The 24535-nt window shown below is 67.9% G+C and carries 19 protein-coding genes; 15 read left to right on the top strand and 4 right to left on the bottom strand.

Translation table 11 applies throughout. The features are described 5' to 3' along the window. Positions 1-246 precede the first annotated feature (246 nt). From FRZ61_RS25455 to FRZ61_RS25420, 8 genes are all read left to right on the top strand, one after another. Complete coding sequence (locus FRZ61_RS25455; protein ID WP_191909205.1) at positions 247-765, top strand: prolyl-tRNA synthetase associated domain-containing protein; 519 nt, start codon at positions 247-249, stop codon at positions 763-765. 197 nt (positions 766-962) lie between these two features. Then, entirely contained in the window at positions 963-1901 is a 939-nt protein-coding gene (gene trxA / locus FRZ61_RS25450; RefSeq protein WP_151120449.1) for a thioredoxin, read from the top strand. A 6-nt stretch (positions 1902-1907) separates the two neighbouring features. Next, the gene (locus FRZ61_RS25445; protein WP_151120448.1) at positions 1908-2582 is read left to right on the top strand and encodes an LON peptidase substrate-binding domain-containing protein; all 675 of its coding nucleotides are present in this window, start codon (positions 1908-1910) and stop codon (positions 2580-2582) included. A 17-nt stretch (positions 2583-2599) separates the two neighbouring features. Beyond that, entirely contained in the window at positions 2600-2815 is a 216-nt protein-coding gene (locus FRZ61_RS25440; RefSeq protein WP_151120447.1) for a Trm112 family protein, read from the top strand. 37 nt (positions 2816-2852) lie between these two features. Continuing rightward, positions 2853-3239 (top strand): gamma-butyrobetaine hydroxylase-like domain-containing protein, encoded by a 387-nt coding sequence (locus FRZ61_RS25435; protein ID WP_151120446.1) that lies wholly within the window; start codon positions 2853-2855, stop codon positions 3237-3239. 542 nt (positions 3240-3781) lie between these two features. After that, positions 3782-5077: a M24 family metallopeptidase gene (locus FRZ61_RS25430; RefSeq protein ID WP_225309006.1), complete on the top strand. Its 1296-nt coding sequence runs from the start codon at positions 3782-3784 to the stop codon at positions 5075-5077. Positions 5078-5301: 224 nt separating this feature from the next. Next, positions 5302-7557, top strand: a complete 2256-nt coding sequence (locus FRZ61_RS25425; RefSeq protein ID WP_151120445.1) for a penicillin acylase family protein — start codon at positions 5302-5304, stop codon at positions 7555-7557. Positions 7558-7607: 50 nt separating this feature from the next. After that, positions 7608-9167 carry a GH3 family domain-containing protein gene (locus FRZ61_RS25420; RefSeq protein ID WP_151120444.1) on the top strand — a complete coding sequence of 520 codons (1560 nt, stop codon included), beginning with the start codon at positions 7608-7610 and terminating at the stop codon, positions 9165-9167. A gap of 57 nt (positions 9168-9224) precedes the next feature. Here the strand turns inward: FRZ61_RS25420 and FRZ61_RS25415 are convergent, their stop codons facing one another. After that, on the bottom strand, positions 9225-10568 hold the full coding sequence (locus FRZ61_RS25415) for a UbiH/UbiF/VisC/COQ6 family ubiquinone biosynthesis hydroxylase (protein WP_225309005.1): 1344 nt from the start codon (positions 10566-10568) through the stop codon (positions 9225-9227). A gap of 271 nt (positions 10569-10839) precedes the next feature. On the opposite strand from FRZ61_RS25415, the gene FRZ61_RS25410 reads away from it, so the two are divergent. The 6 genes from FRZ61_RS25410 to FRZ61_RS25385 all read left to right on the top strand — a co-directional run bounded on the left by FRZ61_RS25410 (position 10840) and on the right by FRZ61_RS25385 (position 19206). Next, positions 10840-12141: an ammonium transporter gene (locus FRZ61_RS25410; protein ID WP_151120443.1), complete on the top strand. Its 1302-nt coding sequence runs from the start codon at positions 10840-10842 to the stop codon at positions 12139-12141. A gap of 403 nt (positions 12142-12544) precedes the next feature. Further along, positions 12545-13789 carry an aminotransferase class I/II-fold pyridoxal phosphate-dependent enzyme gene (locus FRZ61_RS25405; protein WP_225309004.1) on the top strand — a complete coding sequence of 415 codons (1245 nt, stop codon included), beginning with the start codon at positions 12545-12547 and terminating at the stop codon, positions 13787-13789. Positions 13790-13801: 12 nt separating this feature from the next. Beyond that, entirely contained in the window at positions 13802-16210 is a 2409-nt protein-coding gene (locus FRZ61_RS25400; protein ID WP_151120441.1) for an FtsK/SpoIIIE family DNA translocase, read from the top strand. Continuing rightward, the gene (locus FRZ61_RS25395; protein WP_151120440.1) at positions 16207-16905 is read left to right on the top strand and encodes a LolA family protein; all 699 of its coding nucleotides are present in this window, start codon (positions 16207-16209) and stop codon (positions 16903-16905) included. Before FRZ61_RS25400 ends, FRZ61_RS25395 begins: the two co-directional genes overlap by 4 nt. Positions 16906-17068: 163 nt before the next feature. After that, entirely contained in the window at positions 17069-17860 is a 792-nt protein-coding gene (locus tag FRZ61_RS25390; protein ID WP_151120439.1) for a gamma-glutamyl-gamma-aminobutyrate hydrolase family protein, read from the top strand. Positions 17861-18417: 557 nt separating this feature from the next. Continuing rightward, complete coding sequence (locus tag FRZ61_RS25385; RefSeq protein WP_151120438.1) at positions 18418-19206, top strand: exodeoxyribonuclease III; 789 nt, start codon at positions 18418-18420, stop codon at positions 19204-19206. A gap of 12 nt (positions 19207-19218) precedes the next feature. Here FRZ61_RS25385 and FRZ61_RS25380 read toward each other — a convergent pair whose 3' ends face one another. The 3 genes from FRZ61_RS25380 to FRZ61_RS25370 are packed head-to-tail and all read right to left on the bottom strand — an operon-like array spanning position 19219 to position 22995. Further along, positions 19219-19710, bottom strand: a complete 492-nt coding sequence (locus tag FRZ61_RS25380; protein WP_151120437.1) for a class I SAM-dependent methyltransferase — start codon at positions 19708-19710, stop codon at positions 19219-19221. 37 nt (positions 19711-19747) lie between these two features. Then, on the bottom strand, positions 19748-20215 hold the full coding sequence (locus tag FRZ61_RS25375; protein ID WP_151120436.1) for a cyclic nucleotide-binding domain-containing protein: 468 nt from the start codon (positions 20213-20215) through the stop codon (positions 19748-19750). 56 nt (positions 20216-20271) lie between these two features. After that, complete coding sequence (locus tag FRZ61_RS25370) at positions 20272-22995, bottom strand: ABC transporter ATP-binding protein (protein WP_151120435.1); 2724 nt, start codon at positions 22993-22995, stop codon at positions 20272-20274. Between the two features lie 210 nt (positions 22996-23205). Here FRZ61_RS25370 and FRZ61_RS25365 point away from each other — a divergent pair, with 210 nt between their 5' ends. After that, positions 23206-24450 (top strand): glycosyltransferase family protein, encoded by a 1245-nt coding sequence (locus tag FRZ61_RS25365; protein ID WP_151120434.1) that lies wholly within the window; start codon positions 23206-23208, stop codon positions 24448-24450. Positions 24451-24535 lie beyond the last annotated feature (85 nt).

The raw sequence follows: 24535 nt of genomic DNA, 5'->3' as shown, positions 1-24535 counted from the left end.
GAGAGCCCGCCCCGCCAAGGGCGCCAGATAATAGCGACCGGACTCAGCATTGCAAGCCTGCGGTTGCCAGGGGCTTAAGATGCGACCGCTTGTCCCGAATCCTTGGAAATCTGCCGTTTTTCGAGGCCTCCGGGCCGGCCCTGGGCGGCTTCGGGACGGCCGCGGGGTTGCCCATGAGGCCACCTGCCCCTAAGACTGGCGCCCCGACCGATCCCTGACGCCCCTCCTCCATCGAACGCGAACGCCATGTCCGAGACCGCCCCTGTCGCCGACCTGCCGACCAGCCCGGAAGCCGTGATCCAGCGCCTCGCCGATCTCGGCATTGCGGTCGAGGTCCATCGCCACCCGCCGGTCTTCACCGTCGAGGAATCCCAGGCGCTGCGCGGCGACATGCCCGGCGGCCATATCAAGAACCTCTTCCTGCGCAACAAGAAGGGCGACCAGATGTGGCTGGTGGTGGTCGAGGAGACCCGGCGCATGGACCTGAAGGCGCTGGCGCCCCGGATCGGCGGCGACAAGCTCTCCTTCGGCAGCGCCGACCGGCTGATGACCTATCTGGGCGTCCGGCCGGGGGCGGTGACGCCGCTCGCCCTCATCAACGACAAGGATCACAAGGTCCAGCCCGTGCTGGACCGGGCCCTGCTGTCGATGGACCCGCTCCATTGCCACCCGCTGACCAACGACATGACCCTGTCCCTGGCGCCCAGCGGGCTCCTGCGTTTCATCGAGGCTTGCGGCCATAAGCCGATCATCCTCGACCTCTAGCCCGGGAGGACGGAACGTCCTCCGGCGGCTGTTTCGGGATGGCCTGCCCGGCCCGGCAGCTTTAGCCTTGCCGCAGAGAGGGTTAAGGAACCCCGGAACGGGGCCCGGAACAGGGGCGATATCGCCGGGCGGGGTTGCCAGACGGCCCGCAAACCGCCATTTATCTTTGCCAAATCGGAACCACGGGAACATCGATCATGGAGACGCTTATCGGCCAGGGTAAGGCGCCGGCGCAAGCCAATGGTGCCGCGGCCGCCGTTATCAAGGACAGCAGCGACGAAGCCTTCATGGCGGACGTCATCGACGCCTCGATGGCGGTGCCGGTCGTCGTCGATTTCTGGGCGACCTGGTGCGGACCCTGCAAGACGCTGGGGCCCGTGCTCGAGAAGGCCGTGCAGGACGCAAAGGGCGCGGTCAAGCTGGTGAAGATCGACGTGGACAAGAATCCCGCGGTCGCCGGTCAGCTCCGCATCCAGTCGATCCCGGCGGTCTATGCCTTCTTCCAGGGCCGCCCCGTCGACGGCTTCATGGGCGCGCAGCCCGAGAGCCAGGTGAAGCAGTTCGTGCAGCGTCTCGCCAAGATGGCGGGAGCCGCGGCCGGTCCCTCGCCGATCGACGAGGCGCTGGAGCATGCCGAGGCCGCGCTCAAGGAAGGCGATGCCGCGACGGCGAGCGCCATCTTCGGCCAGGTGCTGCAGCACGAGCCCGAGAATCTCGCCGCGATCGGCGGCCTCGTGCGCTGCCTGGTGAAGGCGGGCGAGCTCGAGGAGGCGCGCTCCCAGCTCGCCAAGGTTCCCGCGAACCAGGCGAACGACAAGGCGATCGCGGCCGCGCGCGCCATGCTGGAGCTGGCCGAGCAGGCCGGCCAGAAGCAGGGCGGGCTCGAGGACCTCAAGGCCAAGCTCGCCAAGGATCCCAACGATCACCAGTCGCGCTACGACCTGGCGCTGGCGCTCTATGGCGGCGGCCAGACGGAGCCCGCGCTCGACGAGCTGCTCGAGCTCTTCCGCCGCAACCGCGGTTGGAACGAGGACGCGGCGCGCAAGCAGTTGGTGAAGATCTTCGAGGCGCTGGGCCCGACCGATCCGCTGACGCTCTCGGCGCGGCGGCGCCTGTCGTCGCTGATGTTCGCCTAGACCTCGATGGCGCGCGGGCCGTTCGATCCTGCCTTCGCGGAGCTGCCGGGCGAGATTCCGGTGTTTCCGCTGGCGGGCGTTCTGCTCCTGCCCGGCGGCCGCCTGCCGCTCAACATCTTCGAGCCGCGCTATCTCGCCATGACGCGCGACGCCATCAAGGGCGACCGCATCATCGGCATGATCCAGCCGACCGAGCTGGAGCGGCCCGGCCATGCGCCGGCGCTGCAGCAGGTCGGCTGTGCCGGGCGGATCACCGCCTTCAGCGAGACCGAGGACGGCCGCTACCTGATCACGCTGGGCGGGCTCGCCCGCTTCCGCGTCGCCGAGGAGCGGGCCGGCGTCTCGGGCTATCGCCGGGTACGGGCCGATTTCGCTCCCTTCGCCGAGGACATGGCCGAGAACGCCGCGCTGGAGCTCGACCGCCCCCGGCTGCTGCGCGCGCTCAAAGGATTCTTCCATCAGCAGGGCATCAAGGCCGACTGGGAACAGATCGAGCGCACCACAGACGCGTCGCTGATCACCTCGCTGGCGATGGTCTGCCCGTTCGAGCCGCAGGAAAAGCAGGCGCTGCTCGAGGCCGGCACCGCCACCGAGCGCGGCCGGGTGCTGACCGCGCTGATCGAGATGGCGCTTCTGGGCGGGGCCGGCAGCGGCTCTGCCGGCGAAGCCGCGCGTCACTGAGGGAGACCCGTAACGCCATGGCCGAACGCAAGCCCGCCGACCGCCGCCACGAGGTCGATCGCAAGCTCCTCGAGATCCTGGTCTGCCCGGTGACCAAGGGTCCGCTCGAATATGACCGCGAGCATCAGGAGCTGATCAGCCGCAAGGCCGGCCTCGCCTTCCCGATCCGCGAGGGCATCCCGATCATGCTGGCGGACGAGGCGCGGGTGCTGGACGAGGACGGCCGGCGCTGAACCGCCGGCCCGAAGCCGCCGCGGCGGACGAGAGATCATGAGCGAGAAGTTCGGCGCCGAGCATTGGCCGGTCGAGATCCGCCTCAAGCAGAAGGAGCGGGTGCTCGAGGTCGATTTCGACGACGGCCGCTCCTTCCGCTACCCGGCCGAGCTGCTGCGGGTCGAGAGCCCCTCGGCCGAGGTGCAGGGTCATGGGCCCAGCCAGAAGCAGATCCTGGAGGGCCGCGCCCATGTCGGCATCATGGCGCTGGAGCCGGTCGGCAATTACGCCGTGCGGATCAAGTTCGACGATCTGCACGACACCGGCATCTATAGCTGGGCCTATCTCTACGAGTTGGGCGCCAACCAGGACGAGATCTGGGAGCGCTACCTGAAGGCGCTCGAGGAACGCGGCCTGTCACGCGAGCCGAAGCGGCATTCGTAAGGCGGCGCACAGCGCGGCCTGTCGTGTTTTCCATCGTCCGCATCCGCTCCGACCGTCACCCCCGCGAAAGCGGGGGCCCATCTCAACACTCGACACGCTGGATCAGGTTGGATCCCCGCTTTCGAGTGGGTGAAGAAATCGGCGAAGGTAAAGAGTTCTCTCGCCCCCTCCCCTTGCGGGAGGGGGTAGGGGGAGGGGCGATGCCGTGCGAAATCCTGGCAAATAGGCGGAGCCTGATCTGCTCATGCTCGCTCGCTTGACGCCATGTCCAGGCCCGCCTCCAGAGCGGTGATTGACCGCAGAGCTGCTCTCAATGCGCTCGTGGCACCCCTCCCCCAACCCCCTCCCGCAAGGGGAGGGGGCTTGAGTGTTTGCTGCGCCTTTGCACGGTGCGCTCGATTCCTTCACCCGCTCTTTCGCGGGGATGACGGAAGGAGAGCATCGCCCCTCCCCGCTGGACGCCGTCCCGGCCGAGGGCTTCAATGGGCGCCGCCAAGCCCGGGGTCCCGCCGGGCAGGCCCCGAGAGAGGAAATCCCGTCCGATGGCGCCCGATTCCGCCGGCCCGAAATCCCGCCTGAAGTCGCTCGATCCCGACATCCGCCGCGCCCGCAAATCGCCGATCCTCGATGCGATCGACACCGAGGCCCTGCTCGACATGCGCAAGCTGCGCGCCTATCGCCTCGGCCGCTTCCGCGCGGAGCTGAAGAAGCGCGACTGCATGGGGGCGCTGCTCTACGACCCGATCAATATCCGCTACGCCACCGGCAGCCGGAACATGGCGGTCTGGACGCTGCACAACGCGGTCCGCTACGCCTTCATCCCGACCGAGGGGCCGATCACCATCTTCGACTTCCATAATTGCGAGCATCTCTCGGACGGGCTCGAGACCGTGGCCGAGGTGCGGCCCGCCGTCGGCTGGACCTATTTCGGCGGCGGCCCGCGGCTCGAGGAATTCGCCAAGCGCTGGTCGGCGGAGATCGTCGATCTCGTCAAGACGCATGGCGGCGGCAACCGGCGGCTCGCGGTCGACAAGCTCGATCCGGTGGGCACGCATGGCCTCGAGGCCGCGGGCATCCAGATCGTCGAAGGGCAGGCCGTCTGCGAGCTCGCGCGCGCGATCAAGTCCGACGAGGAGATCGCCTGCATGGTGACCTCGGTCACCGCCTGCGAGACCGGCATGGCGCGGATGCGCGAGGCGCTCAAGCCCGGCATGACCGAGAACGAGCTCTGGTCGCTGCTGCACCAGGCCAACATCGCGGCCGGCGGCGAATGGATCGAGACGCGGCTCCTGACCTCGGGCGGGCGCACCAATCCCTGGTTCCAGGAATCGAGCGACCGCGTGATCCGCTCGGGCGAGCTGGTGAGCTTCGACACCGACCTGATCGGCCCCTTCGGCTATTGCGCCGACATCTCGCGCACCTATTTCTGCGGCCACGGCAAGCCGACGGATGAGCAGAAGCAGCTCTATGGTCTCGCCTACGAGCAGATCCACACCAATCTCGATCTGGTGAAGGCCGGGATCGGCTTCCGCGAGTTCTCGGAAAAGAGCTTCAGGCTGCCGGAGAAATGCGCGCCCAACCGCTACTCGGTCGTGTTCCACGGCGTGGGGCTCGCCGACGAATATCCCGCCAGCATCTATGCGCAGGATTACGAGAAGGGCGGCTATGACGGCGTGCTCGAGGCCGGCATGACCATCTGCATCGAGAGCTACATGGGCGAGGTCGGCGGGCTCGAGGGCGTCAAGCTCGAGCAGCAGATCCTCGTGACCGAGACCGGCTACCAGCTGCTCTCGACCTTCCCCTTCGAGGAACAGCTGCTGCCGTCGCGGTGGCTGTGAGCGGCACACTTAATCCCCTCCCCCGTTCAGGGGGAGGGCAGGGAGGGGGAAGACTCGATAGAAGATACATCTGAAGAACACTTCGCTCTTTTCACCGACCGAGCAGCCCCCTCCCTCACCCTCCCCCTGAACGGGGGAGGGGATAATTGAGTCGAGGCTGGCATCCCGCGCCGCCATCCCCATCTAACCGGAGCGAACCGTCGCTTCCCGGGGGATTTCCGCGCATGGCCAGGCTGCTGCCCGCTTCGCTCGCCCTCCTGCTGCTGACCGGCTGCAGCCTGCTGACGCCCCTGCCCCCGCCGACCACGCTGGCGCAGCGCCTGGCGATGTTCCCGACCGCGCATCTGCCGCTCGACAAGCCGGCCCGGATCTATTGGGACGATCACCAGATCCCGTTCGTCGAGGCCGAGACCGATCATGACGCGGCCTTCCTTCTCGGGCTGGTCCATGCCCATCTGCGGCTGGGCCAGATGGAGATCATGCGCCATATCGCCGAGGGAAGGCTCGCGGAGCTGGGCGGGCCGCTCGCGGTCGATATCGACAAGTCGCTGCGCATCCTCGACCTGGGCAAGGCCTCGCCCGCGATCCTCGCCGCCATGCCGTCCGAGACCCGCGCCTGGCTCGACGCCTTCGTCGCCGGCATCAACTACTACCAGGAGCACGCCGCCCCGCTCCCGCACGAATATGCATTGCTGGGCTTGAAGCGGGAGCCCTGGAGACCGGAGGAGATCATCACGGTCGGCCGCCTCGCCTCGGTCGATGTCACCTGGCTCATCTGGTTCCGCCTGCTGCGCTACCGCGACAGCCCCGAATGGCCGGCGCTCTGGACGCGCATCGCGGGCCGCGCTGCTTCCTCGGCGCCGAGCTTCGCGACCCCCGGCGAAGGCAGCCTGGGGCTGCTCGAGACGCTCTTCACCGAGACCGGCAAGACCGGCAGCAACAGCCTCGCCGTCGGCGCGACGCGCACGACCAGCGGCAGCGCCATCATCGCCTCCGATCCGCATCTGGGCCTGTCGCTGCCCAATCTCTGGCTGATCGCCGGCATCCAATCGCCCTCCTATCACGCGGTCGGGCTGATGGTGCCGGGCCTGCCTTTCGTCGCGGTCGGCCGCAACCCCTGGATCGCCTGGGGCGGCACGAACCTGCGCGCGGCTTCGAGCGATATCTTCGACATCTCGTCGCTGCCCGCGGACCAGCTCGCCACGCACAAGGAGAAGATCCGCGTGCGCTGGTGGTTCGACAGCGAAGCGGAGATCCGCGAGAGCCCCTATGGCCCGGTAATTTCGGACGCACCGCTGCTGCCGCACCGCGAGGGCGAGACCTTGGCCTTGAGCTGGATCGGCCATCGGCCGAGCGACGAGATGACCGCCATGCTGGGTGTCAACCGCGCCCGCGACTGGAACGATTTCCGCCAGGCGCTGGCGGGCTTCGCGCTCTCGCCGCAGAACTTCATCTATGCCGACGCGAAGGGCAATGTCGGCCAGGTCACCGCGACGCAGCTGCCGGCGCGCCCCGACACCCCGCCGCCGGACATCGTGCGGCCCTTGTCGGATGCGGCCGCCTGGCAGCGGATCGTGACCTCGCAGGATCTGCCCAGCAGCTACGACCCGCCGCAGGGTTTCGTCGCTTCGGCCAACAACCGCCCGGCCGGCGCCCCGATCCGGATCGGCTATTTCTTCTCGGCCAACGATCGCATCCAGCGTCTTCAGGCCCTGCTGGGCGCCAGGCGCGACTGGACGGCGGAGGATCTGAAGCGTCTGCAGCTCGACACCTATATGCAGTCCTCGGTGACGCTGCGCGATGCGCTGAAGGCGCGGCTCATGGCGGCCAACGCCTTCACGAGCATCCGGCCCGAAGAGCAGCGCGTGCTCGATCTCGTCGCCGGCTGGGACGGCAACTACGCGGCGACATCGCAAGGTCCCGTCGCCTTCGAGGCGTTGATGGCGGGCCTGATCGGCGCGCTTTACGACGAGACCGAACGCGGCATGCTCGATGCCGGCGGCAATCTCTATGACGTGCTCGCGCAGGATCTCCCCCATATTCCCGACGACCGCCTGACCGCCGCCCTGCGCAAGGCGCTGCCCGAGGCGGCCAAGGCCGTGGCGGACTATCCCGACTGGGGCGCCATGCATCGCCTGCCGCTGCAGCATATGCTGGGCGGGCTCCCCGTCATCGGCGGGCGCTACCGCTTCGGCGACAGGCCCGCCTCAGGCAGCAGCGAGACCCTCGACAAGACCGCGCATGACATCACGGCCGAACAGAACCAGACGCGCTATGGCACGCAGGCGCGCCACGTCTCCGACCTCGCCGACCCCGACGCCAACTGGTTCGTGCTGCTGGGCGGGCAGGACGGCTGGTTCAACAGCGCGAACTTCCTCGACCAGGTCGACCCCTTCATGCAGGGCGAACTGATCCAGGTGCCCCTCCGGATCGAGACGGTACGCGCCCGCTTCGCCCATCGTCTCGATTTGACGCCGTGAGCGGAATTCGGTCGGATGGAATTTCCGCCTGACCGGATCGTGATCCGCCGATGATCGACGCCACGCCGCTTCTGCGCCTCTATGCGCGCCGCCGCCGCAGGACGCTGGCGGTCGAGGACGCCGTCGTGGCGCAGGAAGCGCAGCTCCACGGTCTCCTGCGCCAGGCGGAAGCGACTCCCTTCGGCCGCGCCCATGGTTTCGAGCGCATCCGCACCGTCGCGGAATTCCAGGCGCGCGTGCCGGTGCGGGCCTACGAGGATTTCTGGCGCGACTGGTGGCAGAAGCCCTTTCCCCATCTCGCCAACGTCACCTGGCCCGGCGCCATCCCCTTCTTCGCGGTCACCTCGGGCACCAGCAGCGGGCGCACCAAATACATCCCGATCTCCGAGGCGATGATGCGCGCGAACCGGCGCGCGGCCCTCGACATCCTGGTGCATCACATCGCGCACCGCCCGCAGTCGCGCGCCCTGGGCGGCCGGATCTTCATGCTCGGCGGCTCGACCGCTCTCAAGGAGGAAGCGCCCGGCATCCGCAGCGGCGATCTCTCCGGCATCGCCGTCGCCCGCACGCCCTTCTGGGCCAGGCCGCTCGCCTTTCCGCCGCGCGAGGTGGCGCTGATGGAGGACTGGGACGCCAAGATCGCGGCCTGCATCAAGGATGCCGCCGCCGCCGATATCCGCGTCATCTCCGGCACGCCGAGCTGGCTCCAGATCCTGTTCGACCGCCAGGCCGCCGCGGCGGACCTGCCCGCGCTGGCGCAGGCGCTCTATCCGAACCTCGAGCTCCTGGTGCATGGCGGCGTCAATTTCCAGCCCTACCGCGCGCGCTTCGATTCCTTCCTCGCCGGCAGCCATGCCGAGCTGCGCGAGGTCTATCCCGCGAGCGAAGGCTTCATCGCGATGGCGGATGAGGGTGCCGGCGACGGCTTGCGGCTCCTCGCCGACAACGGACTCTTCTTCGAGTTCGTTCCCGTCGAGGAGCTGGGCAGCTCGGCCCCGCGCCGCTTCTGGCTGGCCGATATCGAGACCGGCGTCGAATACGCCATCCTCGTGACGAGCTGCGCCGGTCTCTGGGCCTATCTGCTGGGCGACACCGTGCGCTTCGTCTCGCGCCGGCCGCCGCGCCTGCTCGTCACCGGGCGCACCAGCTACATGATGTCGGCCTTCGGCGAGCATCTGATCGAGCGCGAGATCGAGGACGCCATGACCAAGGCCGCGGCCGCGGTCGGCGCCGATGTCAGCGACTTCGCCATGGGCGCGCTCTTCCCCGAGCGACCGGGCGAGACGGGGCGCCACCTCGTCATCGTCGAGTTCGCGCGAACGGCGACGGCAGCGCAGCTCGCCGGCTTCGCAAGCAAGCTCGATGCGGGCCTCGCCATGCTCAACGACGACTATCGCACGCACCGCGCCGGCGGCACCGGCATGGGGGCGCCGCTGATCGAGGCGGTGCCGGCGGGATTCTTCGCGGACTGGATGAAGTCGCGCGGCCGGCTCGGCGGGCAGAACAAGGTCCCGCGCGTGATCAACGACGCGGGCCTGTTCGCAGAATTGAGACGCGTGGCTGGAGCCGCCCTCAACCGTCATCCCCGCGAAAGCGGGGATCCCTCTTGATCCAGGTCGCCCGGCCTTGACATGGATCCCCGCTTTCGCGGGGCTGACGACAAAGGCCTAGAGCCTCTCTCCGCGGATGAGCCGCGGCAGGTCGCCGACCAGGCCCATCGCGTGGTGCATGAAGAGGCGCTTCAGGGGCGGTACGCGGTTGACGATGCCGAGCCCGACATCGCGCGCGAGCCGGACCGGCGGCAGGTCGTTCGAGAACAGGCGGTTGAGGATGTCGGTCGCCGCCATCAGCATCAGATTGTCGAAGCGCCGCCAGCGCTCGTAGCGCTCGAGCGGCTCGCCCAGGCCGATATCGAGCCCGAGCCTGTGCGCATCGACCAGCGTCTCGGCGAGGGCCGCAACATCGCGCAGGCCGAGATTGAGGCCCTGGCCCGCGATCGGATGGATCGCATGGGCGGCGTCGCCCACCAGCGCCAGGCGCTCGCCGACATAGCGCGCCGCATGCTGCAGCCTCAGCGGATAGGCCCAGCGCCCGCCCAGGAGCCGGATGCGGCCCAGCGAATCGCCGAAGCGATGCTGGATCTCGGCCGCGAACCGCTCGGGCGACAGCGCCATGATCGCCGGTACGAGCTCGCGTTTCTCGGTCCAGACGATCGAGGAGCGATGACCGTTCTCGTCATCGACCATCGGCAGCACCGCGAAGGGACCCGACGGCAGGAAATGCTCGTGGGCCACGTTCTCGTGCGACAGCTCATGGCCGATGGTGCAGACGATGCCGCTCTGCGGATAATCCCATTCGGTCAAACGGATTCCGGCGGCTTGGCGCATCGGCGAGCCGCGCCCGTCGGCGGCGACCGCGAGGCGGCCGGTGAGGCTGCCGCCGTCGGCCAGCGTCACCCGCACCCGGCCCGGCTCGCGCACCAATCCCTGGGCTTGCGCCGGCGCCAGATGGCGGATGCCCGGGCGTGCCGCCACGGCGGCAAGCAGGGCCCGGCGGATGGCGCGGTTCTCGACGATATAGCCCATGGGCGCGGGCCGCGCGGACGCGGGCCCCCGCTGCCGGCCGGTCGTCGCCGATCCCAGCTCGCGATGATCGTAATGCAGGAAGAGCCATGAGGCCGGCTGCCCCACCCGAGCGTCGGAGACCCGGATATCGAGGATGGGACAGGCCTCGGGCGCCATCCGGTTCCAGACGCCGACGCCGTCGAGAACCCGGCGCGAGCCTTCGGCGATGGCGGAGCTGCGGCCGTCATAGCCCACGGCCTCGCGTTCGGCCGCCGGCAGGCTGTCGATGACGATGACCGAGAGGCCGGCATCGGCCAGCGCCAGCGCAAGCGTCAGCCCCACCAGGCCGCCGCCGGCGATCAGCAGATCGGCATCGGGGCGCGAGGCGTGCCCGGGCCCCGGATCGGCTCGCGAAGCAGCGCCGTGTTGGTTGGCAGGATCCATCATGCGGGCTTCACCATAGCGCGCGGCCGGTCGGGTCGGGAGCGCCGTCGATGTCGCGCCGCGGCGTGCTTTCGGCGTTAACACTTCGCGTCTCGCCATCGTCACAGTGCTGCCCAATTGCGCGCCAGCCTGCCTACGAAGCGATCATCCCCCGATTCGCGACTCGGAAGAATCCGAGGGATTCCGCGCGACTCCCGAGTTGGCACGGAACGTGTTTAGGGCCCTCGCTGAGTGCCGATTTTAATTCTCTCTCGTGCTCCGGAGGATCCGCCCAATGTCTCGTCTATTGTTGTTCGTTCCCCTGCTGCTCGCCGCGCTGGTCGGTGCCAGACCCGCCTTCGCGGCCGATCTCGCGCTCGATCGCGGCGATACCGCCTGGATGCTGACCTCGACGGCCCTGGTCCTGATGATGACGATCCCGGGCCTCGCGCTCTTCTATGGCGGCATGGTGCGCAAGATCAATCTCCTGGCCACCATGGCCCAGAGCTTCGTCATCACCTGCCTCGTCACCGTGATCTGGATGGTCGTGGGCTACAGCCTGGCCTTCAACGGCTCGGGCGCGCTGTTCGGCGATTTCAGCCGCTTCTTCCTGGAAGGCATGGGAACGGGGACGGCCAACGCGCTGGCTCCCAGCATTCCCGAGCCGGTCTTCATGACCTTCCAGATGACCTTCGCCATCATCACCCCCGCGCTGGCGGTGGGTGCCGCCGCCGATCGCCTGAAGTTCTCGTCGCTCGTCATCTTCGTCACCCTGTGGATGCTCTTCGTCTATGTCCCGATCTGCCACATGGTCTGGGGCGGCGGCCTGATCGGCGCGGCCGGCGTGCTCGACTATGCCGGCGGCACGGTCGTCCATATCAATTCGGGCGTGGCGGGCCTCGTGGCGGCGCTGGTGCTGAAGCCCCGGACCGGCTTCGGCAAGACCGCCTTCACCCCGCATAACGTCGGCCTCTCCACCATCGGTGCGGGCCTGCTCTGGGTGGGCTGGTTCGGCTTCAATGCCGGCTCGGCGGTGGCCGCGGACGGACGCGCGGGCATGGCGATGGCGGCAACCCAGATCGCGACCGGCGCGGCCGCGCTCTCCTGGATGCTCGCCGAGTGGATCTTCCGCAAGAAGCCCAGCCTGCTCGGCATGATCTCGGGTGCCGTCGCCGGCCTGGTCGCCATCACCCCCGCCTCGGGCTTCGTCGATGCCTCGGGCGGTCTGGTGATCGGTCTCGTCGCCGGCGTGATCTGCTTCTTCGCCACCTCCACGCTCAAGAACGCGCTGGGCTATGACGACTCGCTCGATGCCTTCGGTATCCACGGCATCGGCGGCATGGTGGGCGCCATCCTGACCGGCGTGTTCGCCACGCAGGCCGTGACCGGCTCCGATACGCCGGTGGGCTGGGTCGACGGCAATATCGGCCAGATCGGCACCCAGCTCTATGGCGTGGTCATCACCATCGTCTACTGCGCCATCGTCACCTTCATCGTCCTCAAGGTCACGGGCCTCCTGACCCGCGGCCTGCGCGTGACGCCGGACGAGGAGCGCGAGGGCCTCGACATCGTGCTGCATGGTGAGTCGGTCGCGTAAACCCGCGGCTGAGGAGGAATCGCCGATGAGCCTGTGGTCTGGCGGGTCTCATCGGCGAGCGGCGGAGCTTCGTTAGCGGGTCACTGGCCCCCGAGCCCGTACCCGGGAGCACCGAGGAGAAGCTTCGCCCAGAGGGGCGGCGGGATCAGGGTCCCCGCCGCCCCTCTCCTTTTTTGGGGTTCCGGAATCGGCCCCAAAGGCCCCCAGGCCGGCCAGCGGCGGCCGGCCGAGAATCGGGCCGGACTCGGGGCCGTTCAAAAAACAAAGCAAGAACAATAGATTGGTTAACGAGCCAAGCTCGGGCCGCTCTATAGGTTCGCTTGTAAGAACGTCCCACAAGCTATAGAATTGTTTATGTTTTGTCCCCGAGTCGCGACTCGGGCGCCCGATTGGCTGCCCGGGCGTGGCCGTTTTCCGCCATTCCGGACCGACCCTGTCCCTGATGACCGACCGCCTCGATCCGCTGCTCCGATTCCATCCCTTCACTCGGCTCAACACGCTGCTTCAGGGGGTCGAGCCCGGCGACAAGCGTCCGCTTCTGTTCTCGGTGGGCGAGCCCCAGGCGACGCCGCCCGAGATGATCAAGGCGCCCCTGGTCCAGAACCTGGCGGAGTGGGGACGCTATCCGCTGGCCGTGGGCACGGCCGAGTTCCGGAAGGCGGCCGCGGATTGGCTCGCCCGGCGGTTCCACCTGCCGGCGAGCCTGGTCGATCCCGACCGCCACCTGATGCCGATCGCGGGCACGCGCCAGGGCCTGTTCTTCATCGCGCTGGCGGCGCTCCAGGAGCCCGTCTCCGCCAGCGAGCGGCCGGCCGTGCTGATGCCCAACCCCTTCTATCACGTCTATGCCGGAGCGGCGGCCATGGCGGGCGGCGAACCCGTCTTCCTGCCGGCGACGGCCGCGACCGGGTTCCTGCCCGATCCCGAGGCGATCGACCGGCGCACGCTCGAGCGCACGGCGCTCGCCTATGTCTGCTCGCCCGCCAACCCGCAGGGCGCGGTCGCGACGAAGCCCTATCTCGCGCGCTGGCTGGCGCTGGCGCGCCAATACGGTTTCACGGTCGCCTTCGACGAGTGCTATTCCGAGCTCTATCGCGACACGCCGCCCGCGGGCGCGCTCGAGGTCGCGGCCGAAGCGGACGGCGGCCTCGACAATCTCGTGGTGTTCCACTCGCTCTCGAAGCGCTCGTCGGGTGCGGGCCTGCGCTCGGGCTTCATCGCCGGCGAGGAGCGCATGCTGAAACGCATCGCGCAGCTCGTGAACTATGGCGGCGTCGCGATTCCCTATCCGATCCTCGCCGCCTCGACGGCGCTCTGGCGCGACGAGGCGCATGTCGCGGCCAATCGTGCGCTCTACAACGAGAACTTCGCGCTGGCGCGGCGCATCCTCGGCAACCGCATGGGCGCCACGCCCGAGGGTGGGTTCTTTTTGTGGCTCGATGTCGGCAACGGCGAAACCGCGGCAAAGCGGCTCTGGGCCGAGGCCGGGGTCAAGGTGCTGCCGGGCGGCTATATGGCGCGACCCGATGCGAACGGGCAGAATCCGGGCGAGCGCTATGTCCGCGTGGCCCTCGTCTATGACGCGGCCGCCACGCGCGAAGGACTGGAACGGATGGCGCGGGTTCTCACATCCGGCGCGAGCCACTGAGGAGGCAGGATCATGACCGATGAGACGAGCGGCCTGATGCGCATGCCCTTCCTGCCGGACGATTGGCGCCTGTTCCTGAGGCGGCGCGCGATCGAGGCCGGCGGCCTGGCGCTCCTGCTGCTGGCGGGCGCCCTGCTGCTGGCGCTGATGAGCTACAATGCCGGCGATCCGTCGCTCAACACCGCGACCGGCAGCACCGTGCGCAACCTCATGGGCTATCCGGGATCGGTCGCGGCCGACCTGCTGCTGCAGGCGCTGGGCATCGCCAGCCTGATGCTGGTGCTGGTGCCCGCGGTCTGGGGCTGGCGCGTGCTGCGCCACCGTATCAGCGGCCTCTGGTGGCTGCGGCTTCTGCTGCTGCCCTTCGCCATTCTCTTCCTCGCCATGGCGCTGGCGGCGCTGGGACCGACCTCGAGCTGGTTCCTGCCCGTGGGCCTGGGCGGCTATGCCGGCGACGTGCTGCTGCCGCGCCTCGCAGGATTGGTGAGCCTGCCGCCGGCGGTGATGGCGATCCTGGGTTTCCTGCTCTGGGCGGGCCTGGGCTATCTGGCGCTCGGCATCTCGGCGCGCGGCTATGTCACCGCCTGGCAGCGCCTGCAGCAGGCGGGCGAGCTGGTGGCGCGGCTGACCGCCAGCCTGCGTCGCCGCTTCAAGCCCGAGGAGGTCGAAGCCGAGGCCGCCGAATGGCGGGCGGAGCAGGCCGAGCGTCAGCGCCGCCAGCGGGTCGAGCCGCATCTGGGCGCGGGCGACGAAGCGGAGGAGGACGAGGGCGAGCCGGTCCATGCGCCGCTCGCACGCCAGCCAGAGCGGCCGGAGGCGGCGCCGCGCATCGAGGCGCCCAAGGCGCGGCCCAAGCCCGGCAAGCGCGCCGAGCGCGACCGTCAGGCGACGCTCGATCTCGTCGACGAGGAATACACGCTCCCGCCGCTGGAGCTGCTGGCGAAGCCGCCGAGCAACGCGACCGCGCAGAAGATGTCGGAAGCGGCGCTCGAGCAGAACGCGAGGCTGCTCGAATCCGTGCTGCAGGATTTCGGCGTGAAAGGCCAGATCGTGAAGGTGCGCCCCGGCCCGGTCGTGACGCTCTACGAGCTGGAGCCGGCGCCCGGCACCAAGACCAGCCGCGTGGTGGGCCTCGCCGACGATATCGCGCGCTCGATGAGCGCCGTCTCGGTGCGCGTCGCGGTCGTGCCCGGCCGCAGCGTCATCGGCATCGAGCTGCCGAACCAGATCCGCGAGACGGTGATGCTGCGCGAGCTGCTCGCCTGCGAGGCCTATGAGCGCACCGCGGCCAAGCTCGCCCTCGTGCTCGGCAAGGATATCGGCGGCCAGCCGGTGATCGTCGATCTCGCGCGCATGCCGCATCTGTTGATCGCGGGCACCACCGGCTCGGGCAAGTCGGTCGCGATCAACACCATGATCCTGTCGCTGCTCTATCGGCTCACGCCCGACGCCTGCAAGTTCATCATGATCGATCCGAAGATGCTGGAGCTCTCCGTCTATGACGGCATCCCGCATCTGCTGACGCCGGTCGTGACCGAGCCGCGCAAGGCGATCGTGGCGCTCAAATGGGTGGTGCGGGCGATGGAAGACCGCTACCGCCTGATGTCGAAGCTCGGCGTGCGCAACATCGAGGGCTACAATCTGCGTGTCGCCGACGCGGCGGCCAAGGAGGAGAAGCTCAGCCGCAAGGTGCAGACCGGCTTCGACCCCGAGACCGGCCAGCCGATCTACGAGGAAGAAGAAATTCCGCTCGAGCCGCTGCCCTTCATCGTGGTGGTGGTGGACGAGATGGCCGACCTCATGCTGGTCGCCGGCAAGGATATCGAGGCCGCGATCCAGCGCCTGGCGCAGATGGCGCGCGCCGCCGGCATCCACATCATCATGGCGACCCAGCGGCCCTCCGTGGACGTCATCACCGGCACGATCAAGGCCAACTTCCCGACCCGGGTCAGCTTCCACGTCACCTCGAAGATCGACAGCCGCACCATCCTCGGCGAGACCGGGGCGGAACAGCTGCTGGGTCAAGGGGATATGCTCTATATGGCCCAGGGCGGCCGGATCACCCGCGTGCATGGACCGTTTGTCGCGGATCAGGAGGTTGAAAGCATCGTCCGGTTCCTTAAAAAGCAGGGCGAGCCGACCTATATCGAGGAGGTCACCCAGGACGAGGAGGCCGATGCCTCGGACGCCCTGGGGGGAGGCGGCGAGAGCGAGGGCGGCGATGCGCTCTACGACCAGGCGGTCGCCATCGTCTGCCGCGAGCGCAAGGCCTCGGTCAGCTTTGTCCAGCGCCACCTCCAGATCGGCTATAACCGGGCGGCGCGGATTGTCGAGCGCATGGAGCGCGAGGGCGTGGTGAGCACGGCGAACCATGTCGGCAAGCGCGAGGTGCTCGCTCGCAACATCGACGGAGATACATGAGACAGGTTTTTGCTGGAACGCCGGCCGATGCGACCCCGACACGCCGGGAGGTGCTGAAGACGCTGGGCGCCTTGCCGCTGATCGCCGCCGGCGCCTCGAGCCTTTGGTCGGTGCCGGCCGCGGCCGCCACCCCGAGCGCCAAGGAGCTGACGGGCCAGGACCGCGCGGATCTCAAACGTGCGGCCGACTATCTCAACGGCATCACCACGATGCGCGCCAAGTTCCAGCAATACTCGAACACGGCGGGCCTGGCCTTCGGCAAGATCTATCTGCGCCGTCCCGGACGCCTGCGCGTGGAATACGATCCGCCGCTCAAGGTGATCATCGTCGCCGACGGGCTGGTGGTCAGCTATTACGACCAGGAGCTCGACCAGATCAGTCAGGTGCCGATCGGCTCCTCGCCGCTCTGGTTCCTGCTGCGCGAGACGGTCTCCTTCAGCAACGGCGTCACTGTCAGCGATCTCCAGCGCCAGCCCGGCAGCCTGCGGGTCTCGGCCTTCGAGAGCGGGTCGCCGGAGGCCGGCCAGATCGAGCTCCTGTTCGCCGACAACCCGATCGAGCTGCGGCAATGGACGATCCTCGATCCGCAGGGCAACCAGATCCGGGTCGGGCTGCAGGACGTGACCCTGGGCGGGGCGCTCGCCAATGCCCTCTTCGCCACCCCCAGCAAGTCCACCCCCGGCGAAAACCGCTGAAAACAGCCGGTATCGGCGTTTACGGCAGGGCAGGCATCTTGCGCTAGCATGATGCCGGATCGCGGTTTGCGACCAATATCATCGGGGCCGCGCCGGGGCCCGACGCCGCCCCGGCCCCGCGGATAGCGAGACGGTCCGGCGTCCTTACGAGGCGAGCCTCATCATGTATCGCATCGATGCCTCCTGGCCCGCGATCGGCATCCCGGCCTGCGTCAAGTCGGTCGAGGAGCTGCCTTTCCACGCGGTCGGCGAGAAATACATCACCGCCGTGGTCGAGGGCGCGCAAGGCATGCCGCTGCTGCTGCCCGTGCTGGGCGAGGCCTATGACATTCCGTCGTTGCTGGACCGGATGGACGGCCTGCTCTTCACCGGCAGCACCTCCAACATCCATCCCCGCCATTACGGCGGCGCACCGGACCGTCCCGACAGCCCGCAGGACCCGCAGCGCGATGCCACCACCCTGCCGCTGATCCGCGCCGCCATCGCCGCGGGCGTGCCGGTCTTCTGCATCTGCCGCGGCCATCAGGAACTCAACGTCGCCTTGGGCGGCACGCTTCACACCCAGGTCCATGACCTGCCGGGCAAGCGCGACCATCGCAGCCCCAAGAACGTCGATTACGACGCGAGATACGCACCGCAACACAAGGTCTCGCTGGAACCCTCTGGGATGCTGACCAAAATCCTGGGGCGCACCGAGATCGAGGTGAATTCGCTCCATTGGCAGGCGATTGACCGCCTGGCGCCGGGCCTCGCGATCGAAGCCAAAGCTCCCGATGATGTGATCGAGGCCGTCCGAGTCGAGAAGGCCAAAACCTTCGCTTTCGGTGTGCAATGGCACCCCGAGTACAGGGTCACCGAAAACCCTGTTTCTCTGGCTCTTTTCAAGGCCTTCGGGGCAGCCTGCCGGGACCGCGCCCGGGCCCGTCTGCGGACCCCCGGCAAAGCCGCGGAGTAGACGCGCCTCAGTGTTGCAAAAACATCATGGTCAAGAGGCAAAGTGACCATTGAAAGCGGCTTCGAAGCGGCTTAAATCACTCTCATACAGTGGCGGGCGCCGCAATGGCGACCGTCGCCCGAAGCGGCCTCCCCTACCGCGACGGGCTCCTAGACGGAACTGAGAACGCCCGGTCTCCCCCTGGCCGGGCGTTCGCCTTTCTAGGCCCTGGATGCCAGCCCAAGCCTGTGAAATCCCTTAAGGATTTCACGTTCGCGGGCGACGCTCCGGTGGCCGTCGGGTGGACCTTCAGGTCCACCCGATCCCGGTCCTGGCGGATCCGAGCGCTGGCTCTTGCCGGCCGCATCCGGGTCGCGGACCGGGCCTCTTGCCGGGCCCGCCCTGCGGCGGAAGCCCCTGATCTCTAGGAATATTATCTTTTTGATGGAACCCGCCCCGGCGGAGCTGCCAAGGGCGCCTTCAAAGCGCCGGCGGTGCCCGCTATAAGGAGCGGGCTTCGGCTCGATCAACCCTCCCTTCGCGTCCCGTCGGGCGCGCCTCCCCATCCGGTTCGGTTCATGCGTCTCGTCACCTGGAACGTCAATTCGGTACGCCTGCGCTTCGACCATCTCGCCCGCCTGGTCCAGCGCTGGGACCCGGACGTGATCTGCATGCAGGAGATCAAGGTCCATGACGATCTCTTCCCCAATGCCGATCTGCTGCCCGGCGGCCATCCGCACCGGCGCTGGCGCGGGATGAAGAGCTATAACGGCGTCGCGATCCTCTCGCGCCTGCCGCTCGAGCCGGTCGAGGGGCCCGACTGGTGCGGCAAGGGCGATTGCCGGCATCTCGCGGTCAGGCTGCCGGGCGGCGTCGAGCTGCATAATTTCTATGTGCCTGCGGGCGGCGACATCCCCGACCGCAAGGCTAACCCGAAATTCGCGCACAAGCTCGACTTCCTCGACGAGATGACCGACTGGTTCCAGAGCGAGCGCAAGGCGCAGCGCAAGATGATCCTGGTGGGCGATCTCAACATCGCGCCGCTCGAGACCGACGTCTGGTCGCACAAGCAGCTGCTCGACGTGGTGAGCCACACGCCGATCGAGGTGGAGAAGCTGACGGGTTTGCAGGAAGGGCTGGGCTGGACCGACGCCGTGCGCCACTTCATCCCGCCCAAGGACAAGCTCTATAGCTGGTGGAGCTACCGCGCCGCCGACTGGAACGCGTCCGACAAGGGCCGGCGTCTCGATCATATCTGGGTGACGCGTCCGCTCAAGGGCCAGCTCAAGGGCGCGTCGGTGCTGCGCGAAGCGCGCGGCTGGGCGCAGCCTTCGGATCACGTGCCGGTGGTGGTGGATTTCGCCTGACCGCGACCGCGATCAGGCCTTGCGCCGATAGAGGTGATAGCGGTCCGGCTGCACGCCCTCGGGCAGCGGCAGGGCTTCGAGTTCCGCATCGTTCATCGGCTGGTCGCCCGTCAGCAGCCCGCCCGGCGCCAGGAGATGGACCAGCGTCGGCGTCAGGTCGCGCGCGAGCCTGAGGCTCGCGATCTTGTCGCCGGTGCCGATATCGGCGTGGATCAGGACCGCGGGCTCCGGCGCCTCGTCGAGGAAGCGCGGCAGCGTCTCGCGGAAATCGCCGAGCCGCACCAGGTCCGCCGGCGGAATGCAATCGGGGTGGGGATTGAGTTGCCGGTCGAACACGTAGATCGCCCGGCCGGGGAAGTGCTCGCGCAGATGGTCGTAGGTGCGCCCGTTGCCGAAGCCCAGCTCCAGCACGGGACCGGGCCGCCGGCCGATCATGCGGGCCGCCTGATCGAGGCAGAGCTTCTGCGCCTGCATGCGGCGGATGTAGGAATCGAGCCGGCTCATCCGGCGTCAGTCTCGCGCCCGGGATCCCTCGCGGGCCTCACGCATGCTCGAGCTGGTTGAGCCGCTGCTGGCAGTTGCGCAGCTGCGCCGTCGTGTGCTCGAGGCGATGCGCCAGCACCCGCATGATCTCGACGCCCATGACGGGAAAATCGTTGATCATCTGGAAGAACAGGTCGCGCGTGATCTTGAGCGTCACGGTCTGCTGCTCGGCGGTGACCGTCGCGGTGCGCGGCACGTCGCAGATGATGCCGATCTCGCCCACGATCTGGTCCTTGCCGACCTTGGCCACGAGGAGCGGCCCGCTCGCCAGCTCGACCGTGATCGAGACGCTGCCGTCGATGATCAGATAGGCGGCATCCGCGGGGTCGCCCTGATGGAACAGGATTTCCCCGGCCGGGAAGGTCACGCGCTCGCTGGCGAAGGCCAGCAGCCGCAGCTTCGCCGGATCGATCTTCGAGAACATCGGGATCCGTCGCAGCAGTTCGACTTCCTGATTGATGCTCATCCATGGCCTCCTGTGCCGGGCCCTTCAGAAAGAAATGGTTCTCCCGGTCAAGCCGCTCAAGCGGCGTTAACCAGCTCGTGAAATGTCGTGCCGGAGCGATCCAGATCGGCAGGCGGCCCCTGCTCCAGCAGCCGCCCGTCATTCATGACGAGAACGCGGTCGAACCGCCGCGCCAGGTCGGCGCGGTGGAGCACCCATAGGACACCGAAGCTGTCCTTGCTGCCGAGGATGGAATCGGCGATCCGTATCTGACTGGCATTGTCGAGCAGCGAGGTCGCCTCGTTCAGCACCAGGAGCTGCGGGCGCTTCAGCAGCGCGCGGCCGAGCCCGACCTTCTGGCGCTGGGCCGCGGTCAGGCGCTTGCCGGCGATGCCGACATGGAAATCGAGCCCGACACCCAGCACCGATTCCCGCAGATGGCGCGCATCCAGCACCTCGGCGATCAGGCGGCCGATCTTCTGCGCGGCCTGGGCCTGGCCATAGACCAGGCGGCCGAACAGGATGTTGTCCTGGAGGCTGGCGATCGCGTTGTAGCGCTCGCGGTCATAGAACTCGATCGATCCCTTGAGCGTTTCGGGCAGGCCCTCGGCGAAGGCGCGCCGCGCCTCGAGCAGGCGGCGCTCCATCGCCTCGTCCACCAGGCCGAGGCGGTGGCGGGCCTCGATATAAGGCAGCGTCAGCTGCATCAGGCGCGCCCGCGCGCTCTTGTCCAGGTTGGCGATGCCGGTCTTGCCGAGCTGGCCCAGGATTGCGCGGAACTGCGGCAGATCCTCGGCACCGATGAAGGAGAACTGCTCGAAGAAGGGATGGCCCGGCGGCAAATCGGCGAAGATCTCGATCATCGTCTCCGCGATCTGGCGGCCCATGTCGACCAGCGTGTCGCGCAGGCCGAGGCGCCGCGTCAGCTCGCGGACATAGTCGTTCTCGATCAGCCGTTCCGGCGCCAGCTCGTCCTTGGCGGTGCCGAAGAGGAGATTCTCGGCCACCGACATGTTCTTGTTGTAGCGGTCGGGATCGAAGGGTTCGACCAGCGCCGCCATGGCCGGATCGGCGAGACGCTGCGCCAGGTCGCGCCTCGCGGCGACGACGGCGGTGGCCAGCTCGGGGCGCTGGGCCGGGTTGATCGTGCCCCGGAGACCGAGCTGATAGACATCCTCATCGAGCTCGATGGTCTTGAGCAGCGCCGTCAGCCGCGCCTCGAGCGCTTCCGGCCCGTCGACGCCCGCGGATTCGTAGTCGATCCAGTCGGCATTGAGATCGAAATCGGGATTGCCGCTGCGGCGCGCCTCGCGGACGATCGCCTCGCGCTTGGCCAGAGCCGCCCCGTCATATTCCGGCATGCGCAACGGACGATGCTTCAGCCCGTAGACCAGATTCTCGCGCACCGAGAAGGGAAAGAGATAGGGCTCGGGCCCCGCATAGGCGATATGCCGGCCGGTCACCGCCTCCGGCATCTCGGCCAGGCTCTTGCCGCCGATCGAGATGCCGCCGGCAACCGGCGGCATCAGCCGCATCAGCGCCAGCGCCAAGCCTTCGCGGCCGCTGCCGCCTGGTCCGATCACCGCGATCCTGGAGGTCAGCGGGAAATTCGCGGCGATGCCGTCGAGCACGCGCGAGCCGGCCTCGTCGATGACGGTGAGGTTGGAGAAGGCGACATCGCCCTCGAGCGGCGGGGCCGGCGCATCGATCGCCTGCAGCTCGGCGGCCAGCACGCCGTCCGGCTGGAACTGGTCGACCACCTGCTCATACTGGATCTGCACGGACTGGCGCTGCTGATCCCAGTCGATCAATTCCTTCACCGGCCCCGGCAGGTCCTTATAGGCGGAGATGACCGCCACCAGCCCGCCGATGTCGAGATGGCCCGTGATCGCGAGATAGCCGCCCACCAGGTAGAAGAGGAAGGGCGTCATCTGCGCCAGCATGTTGTTCAGGAACTTCACCGCGAACTTGCGCTGATAAAGATCGAACCGGATGTCGAAGATGCGCGCGAGCCGGGTGGCGATGTCGGCCCGCTCGAAGTTCGAGGTATCGTGGGCATGGATGTCGGAGGAACCGTCGACGCATTCGGCGATGCGCCCGGCGAGCTGGCGCGCGGTCAACTGGCGGGCCTTGCCCAGCATCAGCACCTTGACGCGGAGCTTCGGGATGATGATGGCCTGCGCCAGCAGGATCGCGACCGTGATGGCGCCGAGCAGCCAGCTCTGCGCCAGGATGAAAGCCAGCGCCGTGAGGGCCTGGCCGCCGAGGAAGGCCGGCGCCACGAACGCATCGCCGATGAAGCCGCCCAGGGGCTCCACCTCGTCCTTGATCATGGTGGCGATCTCGGCCTGCTTCACGCGGCGGAAGTGAAGCTGGGGGAAGCGCAGCACGCGGTCGAACAGCTCGTAGCGCAGGCGGCGCAGCATGCGCTCGCCCATCCGGCCCTTCTGGGTATTGATCTGGAGCTTGAAGACGCCGTTGATGATGACGAGCAGCAGGAACAGCATGCTGAGCGCGATCAGGTAGGGGATCTGTTCGAGCGGGAAGCCGTCGAACAGGACGACATGCTTCTGGCCGACCAGCCCTTCGAGGAAACCCGGCACGTCGAAAGCGATCGGGAAGAACCGGGTGGTGGTGCGCCCGTCGGTAAAGGCCTGGCCCTGGATGGCCCGGTTGACGATCGCCTTGGGCAGATCAAGCGACAGGAAATAGAACAGCTGGGACAGCACGACGATGAGCAGGATGACCAGCTGCTCGCCCTTGCTGTGTCGCCATATGTATTTGAAAAGATTGGATTCCAATCGCCATCCCCCGCAATTCGGCCGGTCCCCCCAGACCTGGCCTTGAGGCTTTCCTCTACCATAGCGAACCCGGCCGCCGCGCGGAACAGCGGCCAAGTCATGACCGGGTCAGGGATTTTCCCGATAAGTTCGCTTTCATCGGGATTTGCCGCTATGGCATAGTCCCGCCCCGGGGGAAATCGAGAGAGTGAGCGCTAGCGGACGGCCTTGATGAGCGAAGCCCGCAGAAACGCCCGCGTGCTGATTTACAGCCACGACACCTTCGGACTCGGCCATCTGCGCCGTTGCCGCGCGATCGCGCATTCCCTGGTCGAGCGCAACAAGGATCTCTCGGTCCTGATCCTGACGGGCTCGCCGATCATCGGCTCGTTCGATTTCCGCGCCCGCGTCGATTTCGTGCGCATCCCGGGCGTGATCAAGCTGCGCAACGGCGACTACACCTCGCTCAGCCTCCTGGTGGATATCGAGGAGACGCTGGCGATGCGCGCCTCGATCATCCGTCACACCGCCGACATCTTCGATCCCGATCTGTTCATCGTCGACAAGGAGCCGCTCGGCCTCCGGGGCGAGGCGCTGGAGACGCTCGAGATGCTGCGCGAGCGCGGCACGCCCTTGATCCTGGGCCTGCGCGACGTGCTGGACGAGCCGGCCCTGCTGGCGCCCGAGTGGGAGCGCAAGCGCGTCATCCCGGCGGTGGCCGAGCTCTACGACGATATCTGGGTCTATGGCCTGCCGCAGCTCTGCGGCGATCCGCTCGCCGGCATCGACGTGCCCTGGTCGGTCCGCAAGCGCATGACCTATACCGGCTATCTGCCTCGCTCCCTCTCGGCGGCGCATGGCCAGATGACGCATCTGCAGAAGATCACCAGCCCCTATCTGCTGGTCACCACCGGCGGCGGCGGCGATGGCGAAGGCGTGATCGACTGGGTGCTCTCGGCCTACGAGCATGACCGCCACCTGCCCTATCCCGCGCTCCTGGTGCTGGGTCCCTTCATGCAGTCGGAGCGCCAGGGGGAGTTCCTGGCCCGGGCGGCGCAGCTGCCCAACGTCGAGGCCATCACCTTCGATGCCCAGATGGAGCATCTGATGGCGGCCGCTGTCGGCGTGGTGGCGATGGGCGGCTACAACACCTTCTGCGAGATCCTCTCCTTCGACAAACGCGCTCTCATCATTCCGCGCACCCATCCGCGCCGCGAGCAATTCATCCGCGCGGCGCGCGCGGCCGATCTCGGCCTGATCCAGATGCTGACCGAGGAAGGCAACAACCGCGACCCGCACATGATGGCGACCGCGCTGCGCCAGCTGCCGCAGCAGCGCCTGCCCTCGCAGGTGGTGGTGCCGGGCCTGCTCGACGGGCTTTACAACGTGAACCGCCTGGCCCAGCAGTGGCTCGCCCGCCAGCGCCGGCCCCGGATCAGGCGCGCCACCCACAACCCGGCGATCGGCATCGGCTGAGCCGACCGTCGAGCTGCTCTCAAACCACGGACAAGGCTGATGATTCCCGTCCCGCCGCGGCGCTCGACAGGGCCGGTGCGGCTCG

Source organism: Hypericibacter adhaerens, assembly GCF_008728835.1.
Taxonomy (GTDB): Bacteria; Pseudomonadota; Alphaproteobacteria; order Dongiales; family Dongiaceae; genus Hypericibacter; species Hypericibacter adhaerens.
This window is presented reverse-complemented; position numbering and strand designations above follow the sequence as displayed.